13 protein-coding genes and 1 pseudogene are annotated in these 14,281 nt (G+C 59.6%); 13 read left to right on the forward strand and 1 reads right to left on the reverse strand.

The window, feature by feature from the left end; all coding sequences use genetic code 11:
• Window positions 1-25: 25 nt before the first annotated feature.
• Window positions 26-1,930, reverse strand: a complete 1,905-nt coding sequence (locus AB4O05_RS01155) for a sigma-54-dependent Fis family transcriptional regulator (RefSeq protein WP_460133700.1) — start codon at window positions 1,928-1,930, stop codon at window positions 26-28.
• A 271-nt stretch (window positions 1,931-2,201) separates the two neighbouring features.
• Here AB4O05_RS01155 and exaC point away from each other — a divergent pair, with 271 nt between their 5' ends.
• From exaC to darG, 13 genes and pseudogenes are all read left to right on the forward strand, one after another.
• A complete protein-coding gene (gene exaC / locus AB4O05_RS01160; protein ID WP_460133699.1) occupies window positions 2,202-3,722 on the forward strand; it encodes an acetaldehyde dehydrogenase ExaC in 1,521 nt (506 codons plus the stop codon).
• A gap of 185 nt (window positions 3,723-3,907) precedes the next feature.
• The gene (eat, locus tag AB4O05_RS01165; RefSeq protein ID WP_460133697.1) at window positions 3,908-5,341 is read left to right on the forward strand and encodes an ethanolamine permease; all 1,434 of its coding nucleotides are present in this window, start codon (window positions 3,908-3,910) and stop codon (window positions 5,339-5,341) included.
• Window positions 5,342-5,406: 65 nt separating this feature from the next.
• Entirely contained in the window at window positions 5,407-6,801 is a 1,395-nt protein-coding gene (locus tag AB4O05_RS01170; RefSeq protein ID WP_460133696.1) for an ethanolamine ammonia-lyase subunit EutB, read from the forward strand.
• Window positions 6,798-7,631: an ethanolamine ammonia-lyase subunit EutC gene (eutC, locus tag AB4O05_RS01175; RefSeq protein WP_460133694.1), complete on the forward strand. Its 834-nt coding sequence runs from the start codon at window positions 6,798-6,800 to the stop codon at window positions 7,629-7,631. The genes AB4O05_RS01170 and eutC overlap by 4 nt, the downstream gene beginning before the upstream one ends.
• 91 nt (window positions 7,632-7,722) lie before the next feature.
• On the forward strand, window positions 7,723-8,181 hold the full coding sequence (locus AB4O05_RS01180; RefSeq protein WP_460133692.1) for a GNAT family N-acetyltransferase: 459 nt from the start codon (window positions 7,723-7,725) through the stop codon (window positions 8,179-8,181).
• A 296-nt stretch (window positions 8,182-8,477) separates the two neighbouring features.
• The gene (locus AB4O05_RS01185; protein ID WP_460133690.1) at window positions 8,478-9,134 is read left to right on the forward strand and encodes a DedA family protein; all 657 of its coding nucleotides are present in this window, start codon (window positions 8,478-8,480) and stop codon (window positions 9,132-9,134) included.
• Window positions 9,135-9,140: 6 nt separating this feature from the next.
• Window positions 9,141-9,956 (forward strand): M90 family metallopeptidase, encoded by an 816-nt coding sequence (locus AB4O05_RS01190; RefSeq protein WP_460133689.1) that lies wholly within the window; start codon window positions 9,141-9,143, stop codon window positions 9,954-9,956.
• A gap of 108 nt (window positions 9,957-10,064) precedes the next feature.
• On the forward strand, window positions 10,065-10,592 hold the full coding sequence (gene ppa / locus AB4O05_RS01195; protein WP_003176323.1) for an inorganic diphosphatase: 528 nt from the start codon (window positions 10,065-10,067) through the stop codon (window positions 10,590-10,592).
• Window positions 10,593-10,806: 214 nt separating this feature from the next.
• Window positions 10,807-11,580, forward strand: a complete 774-nt coding sequence (locus tag AB4O05_RS01200) for a LexA family transcriptional regulator (protein ID WP_460133687.1) — start codon at window positions 10,807-10,809, stop codon at window positions 11,578-11,580.
• A gap of 318 nt (window positions 11,581-11,898) precedes the next feature.
• Window positions 11,899-12,108 (forward strand): annotated as a pseudogene (locus AB4O05_RS01205) (Arm DNA-binding domain-containing protein); the annotation flags it as partial.
• On the forward strand, window positions 12,054-12,527 hold the full coding sequence (locus AB4O05_RS01210) for a DarT ssDNA thymidine ADP-ribosyltransferase family protein (RefSeq protein ID WP_460164898.1): 474 nt from the start codon (window positions 12,054-12,056) through the stop codon (window positions 12,525-12,527). The pseudogene AB4O05_RS01205 and the gene AB4O05_RS01210, both read left to right, overlap by 55 nt.
• The gene (gene darT / locus AB4O05_RS01215) at window positions 12,524-13,168 is read left to right on the forward strand and encodes a type II toxin-antitoxin system toxin DNA ADP-ribosyl transferase DarT (RefSeq protein WP_460133685.1); all 645 of its coding nucleotides are present in this window, start codon (window positions 12,524-12,526) and stop codon (window positions 13,166-13,168) included. Before AB4O05_RS01210 ends, darT begins: the two co-directional genes overlap by 4 nt.
• Window positions 13,165-14,253: a type II toxin-antitoxin system antitoxin DNA ADP-ribosyl glycohydrolase DarG gene (darG, locus tag AB4O05_RS01220; protein ID WP_460133682.1), complete on the forward strand. Its 1,089-nt coding sequence runs from the start codon at window positions 13,165-13,167 to the stop codon at window positions 14,251-14,253. The genes darT and darG overlap by 4 nt, the downstream gene beginning before the upstream one ends.
• The last annotated feature ends 28 nt before the right edge of the window (window positions 14,254-14,281 follow it).

Consider the following 14,281-nt stretch of genomic DNA (forward strand, 5'->3'; position numbering starts at 1 on the left):
CACGGATCAACTGGCCGACACTTAATTAAATAATTACCGTCGACTGACGTTTAATTTCATATTTGCGCAGTTTTCGATAAAGCGTATTTCTGCTGATCCCCAGCGCCTGCGCGGTGTGTGTCATATGCCAGTGTCGCGACTCCAGCATCGCGAGCAAGGCCTGGGATTCGGCCTCTTCAAGTGGCAGTTCCGCACTTCGTTTAACCGGCGCGGGGGAGAACATCGCTGGCAGCTCGTGCAGCCCAATCCGCAGGTCATCAGTCAGTGCGACCAATGTGCGTAATACCGTGCGTAACTGCCGGACATTGCCCGGCCATGCGTAGGCCAGCAAGGCCTCACGTGCCGCAGGCTCGATGCTGACGGATTGCCCGCCCGCCTCCTGCGACAATAGAAAATCCAGCAGTTGCGACTTGTCACTGCGCAGCCGCAGCGGCGGCAACGCGATCTCCAGGCCATTGAGCCGGTAGTACAAGTCTTCACGGAAGCTGCCACTTTGCACGCGATCAAGCAGATTCCGGTGGGTTGCGCTGATAATTCTGACATTCACAGCCTGGGGCTCGCCGCCGATCGGCACCACCAGACGATCCTCCAGCACCCTTAACAGTCGGGTTTGCAACGCCAGCGGCATATCACCAATCTCATCCAGGAACAGCGTGCCACCATCCGCCTGCTGCAGCTTGCCTTGCATGCCTTCCTTGCGTGCTCCCGTGAAGCTGCCGCCGCGATAGCCGAACAGTTCGCTTTCGATCAGGCTTTCTGGAATGGCCGCGCAATTGAGCGCGACAAACGCTTTGTCGGCACGCTGGCTCCCCTGATGAACCGCCTTGGCAAAGGCCTCTTTACCGGTGCCCGTTTCGCCATTGATCAGCAACGGTACATCACGCTCGAATACTCGCAGCGCCTTGCGAAAATCGCTTTGCAAGGCAGGATCACCCAGGCAGATACCGGGCAGGCGAGGTGGCTCCGGCGCCTTGGCCAGCGGTGCCGGCACACTGTGCGCCTGGCCGCGCAACGCGGCGAACACATGCCGGCCATCGCGCGTGCGCAGGGGCCAACTGGCGGTGGCATTCGCGCTGGCGCGCCCGAGCAGTTGGTCCAAGGTACAGTCGAACAACGCCTCTACCGGCTGGCCCAGCAAACCGCTGCGAACCTGCCCCAACAGGTTCAGCGCACTCTGGTTGAGCGCACAGATGCGCCCTTCACCGTCAAACGCCAGCAGCCCTTCGCTGAACAGCCCCACGGACTCGGCCTGCAGGTGAAAGCGCAGCAACCAATGGTGTTCAAAATGGCGCAAAAAGTAACAGCTCTCGATCATCTTCGCCGACAGATTCACCAACGCCATGGTGTGGAACTGGCTCTGGCGCGACACCGCTTCGCGCGCCGACGATACATCCAGCACCGCCAGCAGGTCGCCATGGGGGTCGAACACCGGGCTGGCCGAACAGGTCAGCCCGGTATGGCGGCCACGGAAGTGTTCATCACGGTGAATGGTCAGGGACTGGCGCTCGACCAGGCAGGTGCCGATGCCATTGGTGCCTTCGCAGGCCTCGCTCCAATCGGCACCCAGCCACAGCCCGGCGCGCTCGAAGATCTTGCGCTCGGACGGCGCGGTCACACAGTTGAGGATCACCCCGCGCGCATCGGTCAGCAGCACCGCGTGGCCGGCGCCCGAGAGCTGCTGGTGCAGGCTGTTCATTTCGCTGCCGGCGATGTGCAGCACCTGTTGCAGACGCTCGCGGCTTTCCAGCAGGCGGCCGTGTTCAAGCACGGTGGGGGCAATGCTCAGCGCAGGGTCGAGGTGGTAATCCTCCAGGCAACGCAGCCAGGAGCGAGCGATGGACGGGTCGCTGCCGGGGCCTTGGGACAGGTCTTGCCCACGGGCGACGGTCAACACCTGCTGGGCATGGCGACTGAAATGATCGTTTTGCATGCTCTTATTATTCTCCCTGCGTGAGAGCGCCCAGCATCCCCCAGCACCGCAGCCAATGCAATCCCGGGGCGACCCGCCGGTCATTGGCTGTACCGTTTATGGCACACACTGTCACCCACCCGTACCAGGGTTGCCACAGCAACGCCTTGCAACAAAGCCCAACCCCTTGATTTACCTGGCCCGCACAGCGGTGGCCCGACCTTTGCTCTACGCTTTATCAAGCGCTCAAGCGCTGCACTCCAATAAACATAAAAGCCAGGAGATACCCACCATGCGTTACGCACACCCCGGTACTGAAGGCGCGATCGTTTCGTTCAAGGCCAAGTACGGCAACTACATTGGTGGCGAATTCGTTGCGCCGGTCGATGGCAACTATTTCACCAACACCTCGCCGGTCAACGGCAAGCCTATCGCCGAATTCCCGCGCTCCACTGCCAAAGACATCGACAAGGCGCTGGACGCCGCCCACGCCGCCGCTGACGCCTGGGGCAAGACCTCGGCGCAGGACCGCTCGCTGGTACTGCTGAAAATCGCCGACCGTATCGAACAGAACCTCGAACTGCTGGCCATCACCGAAACCTGGGACAACGGCAAGGCCGTGCGTGAAACCCTCAACGCCGACATCCCGCTGGCCGCCGACCACTTCCGCTACTTCGCCGGCTGCATCCGCGCCCAGGAAGGCACCAGCGCCGAGATCAACGAACACACGGCGTCCTATCACTTCCATGAGCCCCTGGGCGTGGTCGGCCAGATCATCCCATGGAACTTCCCGCTGCTGATGGCCGCCTGGAAACTCGCCCCGGCCCTGGCCGCCGGCAACTGCGTGGTGCTCAAGCCCGCTGAGCAGACCCCGCTGGGCATCAACGTGCTGATGGAAGTGATCGGCGACCTGCTGCCACCGGGCGTGTTGAACGTGGTGCACGGTTTCGGCAAAGAGGCCGGTGAAGCCCTGGCCACCAGCAAGCGCATCGCCAAGATCGCCTTCACCGGCTCTACCCCGGTGGGTTCGCACATCATGCATGCGGCCGCCGAGAACATCATTCCGTCCACCGTTGAGCTGGGCGGCAAATCGCCGAACATCTTCTTCGCCGACATCATGAAAGCCGAGCCTTCGTTCATCGAGAAAGCCGCCGAGGGCCTGGTCCTGGCCTTCTTCAACCAGGGCGAAGTGTGCACCTGCCCTTCCCGCGCGCTGGTGGAAGAGTCGATCTACGACGACTTCATGAAAGTGGTGATGAAGAAGATCGAACAGATCAAACGCGGCGACCCGCTGGACACCGACACCATGGTCGGCGCCCAGGCGTCCGAGCAGCAATTCGACAAGATCCTGTCCTACCTAGAAATTGCCAAGGGTGAAGGCGCGCAATTGCTCACCGGCGGCAAGGTCGAGCAGCTCAGCGGCGATATGGCTGGCGGCTATTACATCCAGCCAACGCTGCTCAAGGGCACCAACGACATGCGCGTATTCCAGGAAGAAATCTTCGGCCCGGTGGTGAGCATCACCACCTTCAAGGACGAAGCCGAAGCCCTGGCCATTGCCAACGACACCGAGTTCGGCCTGGGTGCCGGTGTATGGACCCGCGACATCAACCGCGCCTACCGCATGGGCCGGGCGATCAAGGCCGGCCGCGTGTGGACCAACTGCTACCACCTGTACCCGGCGCATGCCGCGTTTGGCGGGTACAAGAAGTCTGGCGTGGGCCGCGAGACGCACAAGATGATGTTGGATCACTACCAGCAGACCAAGAACCTGCTGGTGAGCTACGACATTAATCCGTTGGGCTTCTTCTAACCCGACACCGCCGGGGGCGATGACCGCCCCCGTAGGAGCGAGCTTGCTCGCGAAGAACGTTAACGATAACGCGCATAGCCTGACTCTGCGCGGCGCTCTGAAGTTTTTCGCGAGCAAGCTCGCTCCTACATTACCCGGCGACAACGTGTCGGGATCAAAACAATAAGAATGAAAGGTACTTGCTCATGCCTAGCGAACCGACTGGATCCTCCGTCGACTTCGAAAAAGTCGACTCCCAATACTTCCAACAACGCGAACTGAAAAAAGGCGCCGCCGGCTGGGTGCTGTTAGTCGGCCTTGGCGTTGCCTACGTGATCTCCGGCGACTACGCCGGCTGGAACTTCGGCCTGGCCCAGGGTGGCTGGGGCGGGATGTTCCTCGCCACACTGCTGATGGCCACCATGTACCTGTGTATGTGTTTTTCCCTGGCCGAACTGTCTTCGATGATCCCCACCGCCGGCGGTGGCTACGGTTTTGCCCGCAGTGCCTTCGGGCCCTGGGGCGGGTTCCTGACCGGCACCGCGATCCTGATCGAATACGCCATCGCGCCCGCCGCCATCGCCGTGTTTATCGGCGCTTATTGCGAGTCGTTGTTCGGCATCGGCGGCTGGATGATCTACCTGGCGTTCTACATCATCTTTATCGGCATCCATATCTTCGGCGTCGGTGAAGCCCTGAAGCTGATGTTTGTGATCACCGCCGTCGCCGCAATTGCCTTGGGCGTGTTCCTGGTGGCCATGGTGCCGCACTTCAACGTCGCCAACCTGCTGGACATCCCCGTGACCGAAGCCAAGGGCGCCAGCACCTTCCTGCCGTTCGGCTACGTCGGCGTGTGGGCCGCGATCCCTTACGCCATCTGGTTTTTCCTGGCGGTCGAAGGCGTGCCCCTGGCCGCCGAAGAAACCAAGAACCCCAAGCGCGACCTGCCGCGCGGGCTGATCGGCGCCATTGTGGTGCTGACCAGTTTTGCCCTGCTGATCCTGGTGATCGCACCGGGCGGCGCCGGCACGTATGCGCTGATCAAATCCGGCAACCCGCTGGTTGAAGCCTTGGCATTGGCCTACGGCGGCTCGACCTGGATGGGCGGCTTCGTCAACCTGGTGGGCCTGGCTGGGCTGATCGCCAGCTTTTTCTCGATTATCTACGCCTATTCGCGGCAGATCTTTGCCTTGTCCCGCGCCGGCTACCTGCCGCGCAAGCTGTCCGAGACCAACAAAAGCAAGGCACCGGTGCTGGCCCTGGTGATCCCCGGCATCATCGGTTTTGGCCTGTCGCTGACCGGCCAGGGCGACCTGCTGATTCTGGTGGCGGTGTTTGGCGCGACCATCTCCTACGTGCTGATGATGGCCGCGCACATCACCCTGCGCATCCGGCGCCCCAAAATGGACCGTCCTTATCGCACGCCCGGCGGCATCTTCACTTCCGGGGTCGCCCTGGTACTGGCCTGCGTGGCCGTCGTGGCGGGCTTCCTGGTGGATCCACGGGTGGTGATTGGCGCCGCGATCATCTATGGAGTATTAATTGCTTACTTTGCTTTCTACAGCCGGCATCACTTGGTAGCAGGCACGCCGGAAGAGGAATTCGCGGCGATCCAGGCCGCAGAGGCCGCCTTGCACTAACTGCCGTAAACCTCGACGCGGGCGCTACTCCTTCATGTTGGCCCGCGTCATCAAGGAGACACTGTATGGCAAGCTTTTCCCACGCGGTGGGTGCCCACACCTACCGTTTCGACAGCCTCAAGGACGTAATGGCCAAGGCCAGCCCCGCACGCTCCGGGGACTTCCTGGCCGGCGTGGCCGCGCAGAACGACGGCGAGCGTGTAGCGGCGCAGATGGCCCTGGCCAATATCCCGCTCAAGCACTTTCTGCAAGAAGCGCTGATTCCCTATGAAAGCGATGAAGTCACGCGGCTGATCATGGATACCCACGATAAAGCCGCGTTTGCCGTGGTCAGCCACCTCACCGTCGGCGGGCTGCGTGACTGGTTGCTCAGTGACGCCGCCGACGAACAATCCCTGCGCGCATTGGCGCCCGGGCTGACCCCGGAAATGGCCGCCGCCGTGTCAAAGATCATGCGCGTGCAGGACCTGGTGCTGGTGGCGCAGAAGATCCGCGTGGTCACCCGATTTCGCGGCACGATGGGGCTGCGCGGGCGCTTGTCGACACGCCTGCAACCCAACCACCCCACGGATGAGCCGGCGGGTATCGCCGCGAGCATTCTCGACGGCCTGCTCTACGGCAACGGCGACGCCATGATCGGCATCAACCCGGCCACCGACAGCACCGCCTCGATCTGCGCCATGCTGGAGATGCTCGATGCCATCATCCAGCGCTACGAGATCCCCACCCAAGCCTGCGTGCTGACCCACGTCACCACCTCCATCGAAGCGATCAACCGAGGCGTGCCGCTGGACCTGGTGTTCCAGTCGATCGCCGGCACCGAGGCCGCCAACGCCAGTTTCGGTATCAACCTGAACGTGCTGCAGGAAGGCTATGACGCCGGCTTGAGCCTCAACCGCGGCACCCTGGGCCAGAACCTGATGTATTTCGAAACCGGCCAGGGCAGCGCCTTGTCGGCCAACGCGCACTTTGGTGTCGACCAGCAAACCTGCGAAACACGCGCCTACGCGGTGGCGCGGCATTTCAAGCCGTTCCTGGTGAACACGGTCGTAGGCTTCATCGGCCCCGAGTACCTGTACAACGGCAAACAGATCATCCGCGCCGGCCTTGAAGACCACTTATGCGGCAAGCTGCTGGGGGTGCCGATGGGGTGCGACATCTGCTACACCAACCATGCCGAAGCCGACCAGGACGACATGGACACCCTACTGACCCTGCTGGGCGTTGCCGGGATCAACTTCATCATGGGCATCCCCGGCTCCGACGACATCATGCTCAACTACCAGACCACCTCGTTCCACGACGCCTTGTACGCCCGGCAAACCCTGGGCTTAAAACCGGCACCGGAGTTTGAACAGTGGCTGGCGAAAATGGGCATCTTCACGCAGGCCGACGGCAAGGTGCATTTCGGCAACAGCCTGCCACCGGCGTTTCGCCACGCCTTGGCGCAATTGGGATGAAGGAGCCTACCGTGCAACCCGACCTGCCTGACAACCCGTGGCTGGAACTGCGCCGCCTGACCCCGGCGCGTATTGCCCTGGGCCGGACCGGCACCAGCCTGCCCACCAGCGCACAGCTGGACTTCCAGTTTGCCCACGCCCAGGCGCGCGACGCGGTGCACCTGCCATTCGATCATGCCGGCCTGAGCAGCCAACTCGCCGAGCGTGGCCGCGACAGCCTGTTGCTGCACAGTGCCGCCGTGGATCGGCACAGCTACCTGCAACGCCCGGATTTGGGGCGGCGCTTGAGCGATGAGTCGGCCCAGGCCCTGCGTGACCATGCCGCTGCCCACCCCGGTGGCGTGGACCTGGCGGTGGTCGTGGCCGATGGCCTGTCGGCGCTGGCGGTGCATAAACATACCTTGCCGTTTCTGACACGCCTGGAGGAACAGACCCACGCCGAAGGGTGGTCGTTGTCGCCGGTGATCCTGGTGGAGCAGGGCCGCGTCGCCGTGGCCGACGAGATCGGGCAACTGCTGGGGGCCAAGATGGTGGTGATCCTGATCGGCGAACGGCCGGGGCTCAGCTCACCGGACAGCCTGGGGCTGTATTTCACCTACAACCCCAAGGTCGGCCTCACCGACGCCTACCGCAACTGCATCTCCAATGTGCGCCTGGAAGGCTTGAGTTATGGCATGGCGGCCCATCGCCTGCTGTACCTGATGCGCGAAGCGTGTCGGCGGCAACTGTCGGGGGTCAACCTCAAGGATGAAGCGCAGGTGCAAACCATCGAATCCGACGACCCGGACCTGATGAAGGGTAACTTCCTGCTCAGCCCGCCCATGGACTGATCGCGGCACGATTGCGCTTTTTGGCGTCTTTTGGCAGCATCGAGTCACGGCCGCGCGTGTGGTCATACCCCTTTGGAAGATGAGGCCTGGCATGCGGATCACTCAAGCGACCCTGGAACACTTGGACCTGCTGACCCCGTTGTTCGTCAAATACCGCGAGTTCTATGGGGCCCTGCCCTTCCCGGACTCATCGCGGGCCTTTCTGGAAAAGCGCCTGCGCCGCAAGGAATCGGTGATCTACCTGGCCCTGGCCGATGACGACGACAAGAAGGTGCTTGGGTTTTGCCAGCTGTATCCGAGCTTTTCGTCGTTGTCGCTCAAGCGGGTGTGGATCCTTAACGATATCTACGTCGCCGAAGACGCCCGCCGACAACTGGTGGCGGACAACCTGATCCGCACCGCGAAAAAAATGGCCAAGGAGACGCATGCCGTACGCCTGCGGGTGTCCACCAGCAGCAACAATGAAGTGGCGCAGAAGACCTACGAGTCGATCGGGTTTCATGAAGACACCGAATTCAAGAACTACACCTTGCCGATCAGCGAAGACTGACTTCCAAACGCTACACATCCCCTGAATGGGAGCGGGCTTGCTCGCGAAAGCGCTGGGTCAGTTATAAATTGTCTGACTGAACCACCGCTTTCGCGAGCAAGCCCGCTGCCACATTTAAACCGCATGAGCCAAGAAAAACTGGACATCCCCCGCTACAAAACCAACACGTTTTTCACCACTCTGTCCGTATAATGCGGACCTTTCAGGGTTGTAAGAAACACTACATACACTTGTAGCCTTATTACCCGAGCTTCCGCACAGGCCTACTAATCGGGCCGTTCACACAGGTGCCATCCATGGATTTCAACCCGCTCGACCTTATCCTGCATCTCGACGTTTACCTCGACATGCTGGTAACCAACTATGGTCCGTGGATCTACGCCATTCTGTTCCTGGTGATCTTTTGCGAAACCGGCCTGGTGGTCATGCCGTTCCTGCCGGGTGATTCGCTGCTGTTTATTGCCGGCGCAGTCGCGGCCGGTGGTGGCATGGACCCGGTATTGCTGGGCGGCCTGCTGATGTTGGCGGCGATTCTCGGCGACAGCACCAACTACATCATCGGACGAACAGCCGGAGAACGCCTGTTCAGCAACCCGAACTCGAAGATCTTCCGCCGCGACTACCTGCAAAAAACCCACGATTTCTATGATAAGCACGGCGGCAAGACCGTCACCCTGGCGCGTTTTCTGCCGATCCTGCGTACCTTTGCACCGTTCGTCGCCGGCATCGCCAAGATGCCCTATGCGCGGTTCTTCGGGTTCAGCGTGCTGGGTACCGTCCTCTGGGTCGGCGGCCTGGTGACCCTGGGTTACTTCTTCGGCAACGTGCCGTTTATCAAGAAGAATCTGTCGCTGCTGGTGGTGTTCATCATCCTGCTGTCGTTGGTGCCGATGATCATCAGCGTGTTCCGCAGCCGTTTTGGCCGCACCGCCTCCGAAGCAAAACAGCAGTAACCTGCGATGTGGTCCCTCAGCGCCTGGCGTCGCCGGCGCCTGCTGGCCAAGCACCCGATTGCCGATGACACCTGGCAACGGGTGCGCCACCACCTGAGCTTTCTCGATGGCATCAGCACCGAGCAGGACCAGTGGCTGCGCGAAGCCTGCGTCGTCTTCCTCGCCGAAAAACACCTCACTGCCCTGCCCGGCGTCGACCTGCACCTGGAACAACGCCTGTTGCTCGCCGCCCAGGCGCAACTGCCACTGATGCACCTCGGCGACCTCGACTGGTACCAGGGCTTCCACGAAATCGTGCTGTATCCCGACGACTTCCTCAGCCCCCAGCGCCATCGCGATGCCAGCGGCGTGGAACACGAGTGGGACGGCGAACACAGCGGCGAAGCCTGGCAACAAGGCCCGGTGATCCTCGCCTGGCCCGGCGTGCTCGCCAGCGGCCAATGGGAAGGCTACAACCTGGTGATCCACGAACTGGCGCACAAGCTCGACATGCTCAACGGCGACGCCAACGGCCTGCCGCCGCTGCACCACGACATGCGCGTGCAGGAGTGGGCCAGCGTGATGCAAAGCGCGTTTGACGACCTCAACCGTCAGCTCGACGCCAACCCCGACGCCGACACGGAGATAGACCCCTACGCCGCGGAAAACCCGGCGGAATTCTTTGCCGTCACCAGCGAGTATTTTTTCAGCGCCCCGGATTTACTCGCCAGCCATTACCCACAGGTGTACACCCAACTCAGCCGCTTTTATCGCCAGGATCCCCTGGCCCGCCTGACCCACCTGCAAACGCACGACCCGCGCTATCAGCCACAAGGCGAATGACCGTACGACGTCTGGCGCATGGCGTCGGCGTCAGAATATGCCTATAATCGCCGCCACTTTTAGGCCAATCCGGCCATGTCATATGGCCAACTACGGGGGCAACGCCCAATGAGCTACAGCAAGATTCCGGCTGGCAAAGACCTGCCGAACGACATCTACGTCGCCATCGAGATTCCGGCCAACCACGCGCCGATCAAATATGAAATCGACAAAGACAGCGACTGCCTGTTCGTGGACCGTTTCATGGCCACCCCGATGTTCTACCCGGCCAACTACGGTTTTATCCCCAACACCCTGGCTGACGACGGTGACCCCCTCGACGTGCTGGTGGTCACCCCTTACCCGGTCACCCCAGGCTCGGTCATCCGCGCTCGCCCAGTCGGCATCCTGAACATGACCGACGACGGCGGCGGCGATGCCAAGGTTATCGCGGTACCCCACGACAAGCTGTCCCAGCTGTACGTGGACGTGAAGGAATACACCGACCTGCCGCCTCTGCTGCTGGAACAGATCAAGCACTTCTTCGAGAACTACAAAGACCTCGAAAAAGGCAAATGGGTGAAGATCGACGGTTGGGGCAACGCAGACGCCGCCCGCGCCGAGATCATGAAGTCGGTCGCTGCCTACAAAGGCTGATACCCGCTCCTCATTGCCCCGGCAATCAAAAAAGCTCCGATCACTCGGGGCTTTTTTTGTGGGCAAAATTAAACAACAAGTTCAACACATAACACACAGCGTTCAACTAAGCCGCACTAACGAAAAAACCGGCCACAACTAAGCCAAAACCTACACGCGCAATTAAACGCATGGTTTATTTGATTGGTTTTTCTCGCCAGTAAACTCTGCGTTTATGAATAAATCAGGTGATCGTTTAAAAGCGCTACTGCGGGAAGTTCATCTTTCCGCCTCCGACTTCGCCAAGAACCGCGGCGTCACGCCTCAACACGTGAACAACTGGTTCAAACGCGGCGTACCCATGGGTAGGCTTAACGAGTTCGCGGAACTGCTCTGCGTCTCCAGCCGATGGCTACGCACCGGCGAAGGCCCCAAACACCCTCCGGCCAACTTCCTGCTCGAAGGCCCCAGCACAAGGAAAGGAGTGCCCACCCGCGAAGAGAGCGGCAAGTACCTCACAGGCCCGGCCTGTCCTCCAGAAAAACTCGACGTGGAAATCCCCCTCCACCCCACTTTCACCTCAACCGAGCGCATCCGCGTCTCCCAGCACGCCCTCGACACCCTTACCGTCAACCCCGACCGCGCAGTGAGCGCCTACATGGTCGACAACAGCATGATCGACATCATCCAACAAGGCGCCACCCTCGCCATCGACAAAGGCCGCACCCAAATCATCGACGGCGAAATCTACGCCGTCGAACACGACGGCATGCTACGCATCAAATACCTCTACAACCGCCCCGGCGGCGGTTTGCGCCTGCGCAGCCACAACGCCGCCGAACACCCGGACGAATACCTCACGTACGAGCAACGGTTTGAACAGAACTTCCAGATCGTGGGGTGGGTGTTCTGGTGGTCGACGCTGAATAACCGACGACCACCCGTACCCCTGGATGAACACCTATTGGGCTGGGAAGGCTCTAAATCGGAACCGGAGGTGGGCATTTGAAGTGAATGTGGGTATCATGCGCCGCACATTTGGCAGGGGGTGGCTTAGCGCTATCCACCCTGCTCGGCGAAGCGGAGGAGTTCCCGCGGATGCCCTACTATTCAGCCCGACGCAATGTGGGCTGAGCGATTTGAAGGCTGGTGAGGTTTACCAAAAATAGACTGAACCCGTCCCCGAGAAGCCGGCCACAAGCCGGCTTTTTAATTGTCCGAAATAATCCTATCCCATCCAAGAATCTTCCTGATAGCTTAGCTATTCCGGGCCTTTCAGGCATTCCTCTGTCCGATGGTGTTCAACGCCATTCGACCTCATCCGACGATGAAGTGGGGGGACAGGTGGGGGGACAAAGCGGACGACAGGGGAAATCCAATGGGTAAGCTGAATCCGAAACAAGTCGAAAACCTGACCGAACCCGGCACCTATGAAGATGGTGATGGGCTTCGCTTGGTCGTCAAACCTACCGGGCGTAAATCCTGGCTGCTTCGCTTCCAACTGGCGGGCCGTCGCAGAGAGATGGGGCTGGGGTCGCGTTAGAGCAGTACGTACCGTTCCACTGGTTTGCCGCGAATCCATTCGATGGGGGTGTTCAGCGCAGAAGGCCCGAAGCTCAATTTGTCGTAATTACGGTCTATCGAAGCGTAGCTGTTAGAAAGCAGTGGAAAGTCATCCCCCGGCATCCATTGGCCAACGATGCCATTCAATTACTCGACTATGCAGAGGGCTTCGAAGCCATCAATTGGGAGGTCATGAATACCAGGGATTATCATGACTCACAATGCAAAAGCATTTGTATGGCGGAGTGCCTATCGCCCGATGTAGTTTCCCCCAACGATTTCTTCAAGGTTTTTGTTTCTAATGCCGAGGTAGAAGCTCTCTGCGAGGCTAAAATGCGCGAGGCCGGTGTTAAAGTACAAATCGGAGTAAATCGGGGAATGTTTCTTAGATGATTTATAACAACCTGAATCCAGAAAAGGCTCTTATCTGGCGGATCGTCCATCGCGACAATCTGCCCTGGATTCTGGACAACGGCCTGCACTGCGCCAGCTCCGCGGTGCGGGCGCCTCAGTACGTGAATATTGGCAACGTTGATTTAATCGAAAAACGCCGCACTCGCTGTGTCCCGATACCTCCTGCCGGGGTATTGGCCGATTACGTGCCCTTTTACTTCACGCCCTTCTCTGTGATGATGAAAAACATTCACTCCGGGTGGAGTGTTCAGCAACGCAGCAACGACGAGATCGTGATCCTGGTCTCCAGCCTGCACCGTGTCGCTGAGCTTGGCCTACCGTTCGTCTTCACAAACGCACACGCCTACCCGGATTGGACAGACTATTACAGCGATCTGGCGAATCTCCACAAGATCGATTGGTCTATCCTTCAACGACGCGACTTCAAACGTGACCCTGATGACCCCCGCAAGATGGAGCGTTACCAGGCAGAAGCGCTGATTCACCACTACCTACCGATTACAGGACTCCTTGGCATCATGTGTTACACCGATGCAACGAAAAAACGCATAGAGCAGGACGTCGCCGCCAGAGGCCTGACGTTGTCCGTCCATGCGCGTCCGGGATGGTATTTCCAATGATCAGATTCACCCAAGGCAACCTTTTGGAAGCCAACACCGAAGCCCTCGTCAACACGGTGAATACCGTGGGCGTGATGGGCAAAGGCATTGCCCTAATGTTCAAAGAGCGCTTTGCAGAAAACTATCGTTTGTACGCGGCGGCCTGTAAGGCTGGCGAGGTAGAAACGGGCAAGGTTCACATAACCGCAGTCAACGAACTGGAAGGCCCTCGTTGGATCGTTAATTTTCCGACTAAGCGTCACTGGCGATCACCTTCGCAGATGGCATGGATAACCGACGGTCTGCATGATCTACGGCGCTTTCTGATTGAGAACCATGTGAAGTCCGTAGCTGTTCCGCCGCTAGGTGCGGGTAACGGGGGGCTGAAATGGCCGGAGGTTCGCGAACAGATCGTCGATGTGTTAAGTGATCTGGATGTCGATGTACTCGTATTCGAACCTTCCAATCAGTACCTGAATGTCGCAAAACGCAGCGGCGTTGAGAAACTCACACCGGCCCGCGCACTTATTGCTGAACTTGTACGGCGATACTGGGTGTTAGGTATGGAATGCAGCCTGCTGGAGATTCAGAAGCTGGCCTGGTTCCTGGAACGCGCTATTGAAAAGCAGCCAGGCCTCAAGAACCCGTTGGACCTTAAGTTCGTTGCTCACAAGTACGGGCCGTATGCCAATCGGTTGGAGCATCTGCTTAACAATCTGGATGGTAGTTATCTGCATTGCGATAAACGCATCAGCGATGCGGAAATCAGCGATGTCATCTGGTTTGACCAAGACCGCAAAGCCTTTCTCCAAACCTACCTCAACACAGAGGCCAAAGAGTACTCACAAGCCTTGGAGTGTACCGCCAAGTTGATTGACGGCTTTGAGTCCCCGTTTGGTATGGAGTTGCTGGCGACAGTCGATTGGTTGCTGAGCCAGAAAAATATCTCCCCTAGCGTCCCTGCTGTGCGCGAGGCATTGAAACATTGGGAGGGCGGAGCCGGTGCTGGTGCTCGTAAGAACAAACTGTTCGACGACCAAGCGCTTGAGATTGCACTCAAACGACTTACGCACAACCACTCCAATGCTCAGATGGCTACCTGCTGAGAATCAGAAACTTGCCCGCTGACGCGGG

Source organism: Pseudomonas sp. S1_G07 (assembly GCF_054668565.1).

What these genes read in the sequence shown, in the direction of transcription:
- AB4O05_RS01155 (WP_460133700.1), bottom strand. Translation starts at nt 1,930, where the DNA reads ATGCAAAACGATCATTTCAGTCGCCATGCCCAGCAGGTGTTGACCGTC.
- eutC (WP_460133694.1), top strand. Translation starts at nt 6,798, where the DNA reads ATGAAGGAGCCTACCGTGCAACCCGACCTGCCTGACAACCCGTGGCTG.
- darG (WP_460133682.1), top strand. Translation starts at nt 13,165, where the DNA reads ATGATCAGATTCACCCAAGGCAACCTTTTGGAAGCCAACACCGAAGCC.
- AB4O05_RS01185 (WP_460133690.1), top strand. Translation starts at nt 8,478, where the DNA reads ATGGATTTCAACCCGCTCGACCTTATCCTGCATCTCGACGTTTACCTC.
- AB4O05_RS01180 (WP_460133692.1), top strand. Translation starts at nt 7,723, where the DNA reads ATGCGGATCACTCAAGCGACCCTGGAACACTTGGACCTGCTGACCCCG.
- ppa (WP_003176323.1), top strand. Translation starts at nt 10,065, where the DNA reads ATGAGCTACAGCAAGATTCCGGCTGGCAAAGACCTGCCGAACGACATC.
- AB4O05_RS01170 (WP_460133696.1), top strand. Translation starts at nt 5,407, where the DNA reads ATGGCAAGCTTTTCCCACGCGGTGGGTGCCCACACCTACCGTTTCGAC.
- eat (WP_460133697.1), top strand. Translation starts at nt 3,908, where the DNA reads ATGCCTAGCGAACCGACTGGATCCTCCGTCGACTTCGAAAAAGTCGAC.
- exaC (WP_460133699.1), top strand. Translation starts at nt 2,202, where the DNA reads ATGCGTTACGCACACCCCGGTACTGAAGGCGCGATCGTTTCGTTCAAG.
- AB4O05_RS01190 (WP_460133689.1), top strand. Translation starts at nt 9,141, where the DNA reads ATGTGGTCCCTCAGCGCCTGGCGTCGCCGGCGCCTGCTGGCCAAGCAC.
- AB4O05_RS01200 (WP_460133687.1), top strand. Translation starts at nt 10,807, where the DNA reads ATGAATAAATCAGGTGATCGTTTAAAAGCGCTACTGCGGGAAGTTCAT.
- darT (WP_460133685.1), top strand. Translation starts at nt 12,524, where the DNA reads ATGATTTATAACAACCTGAATCCAGAAAAGGCTCTTATCTGGCGGATC.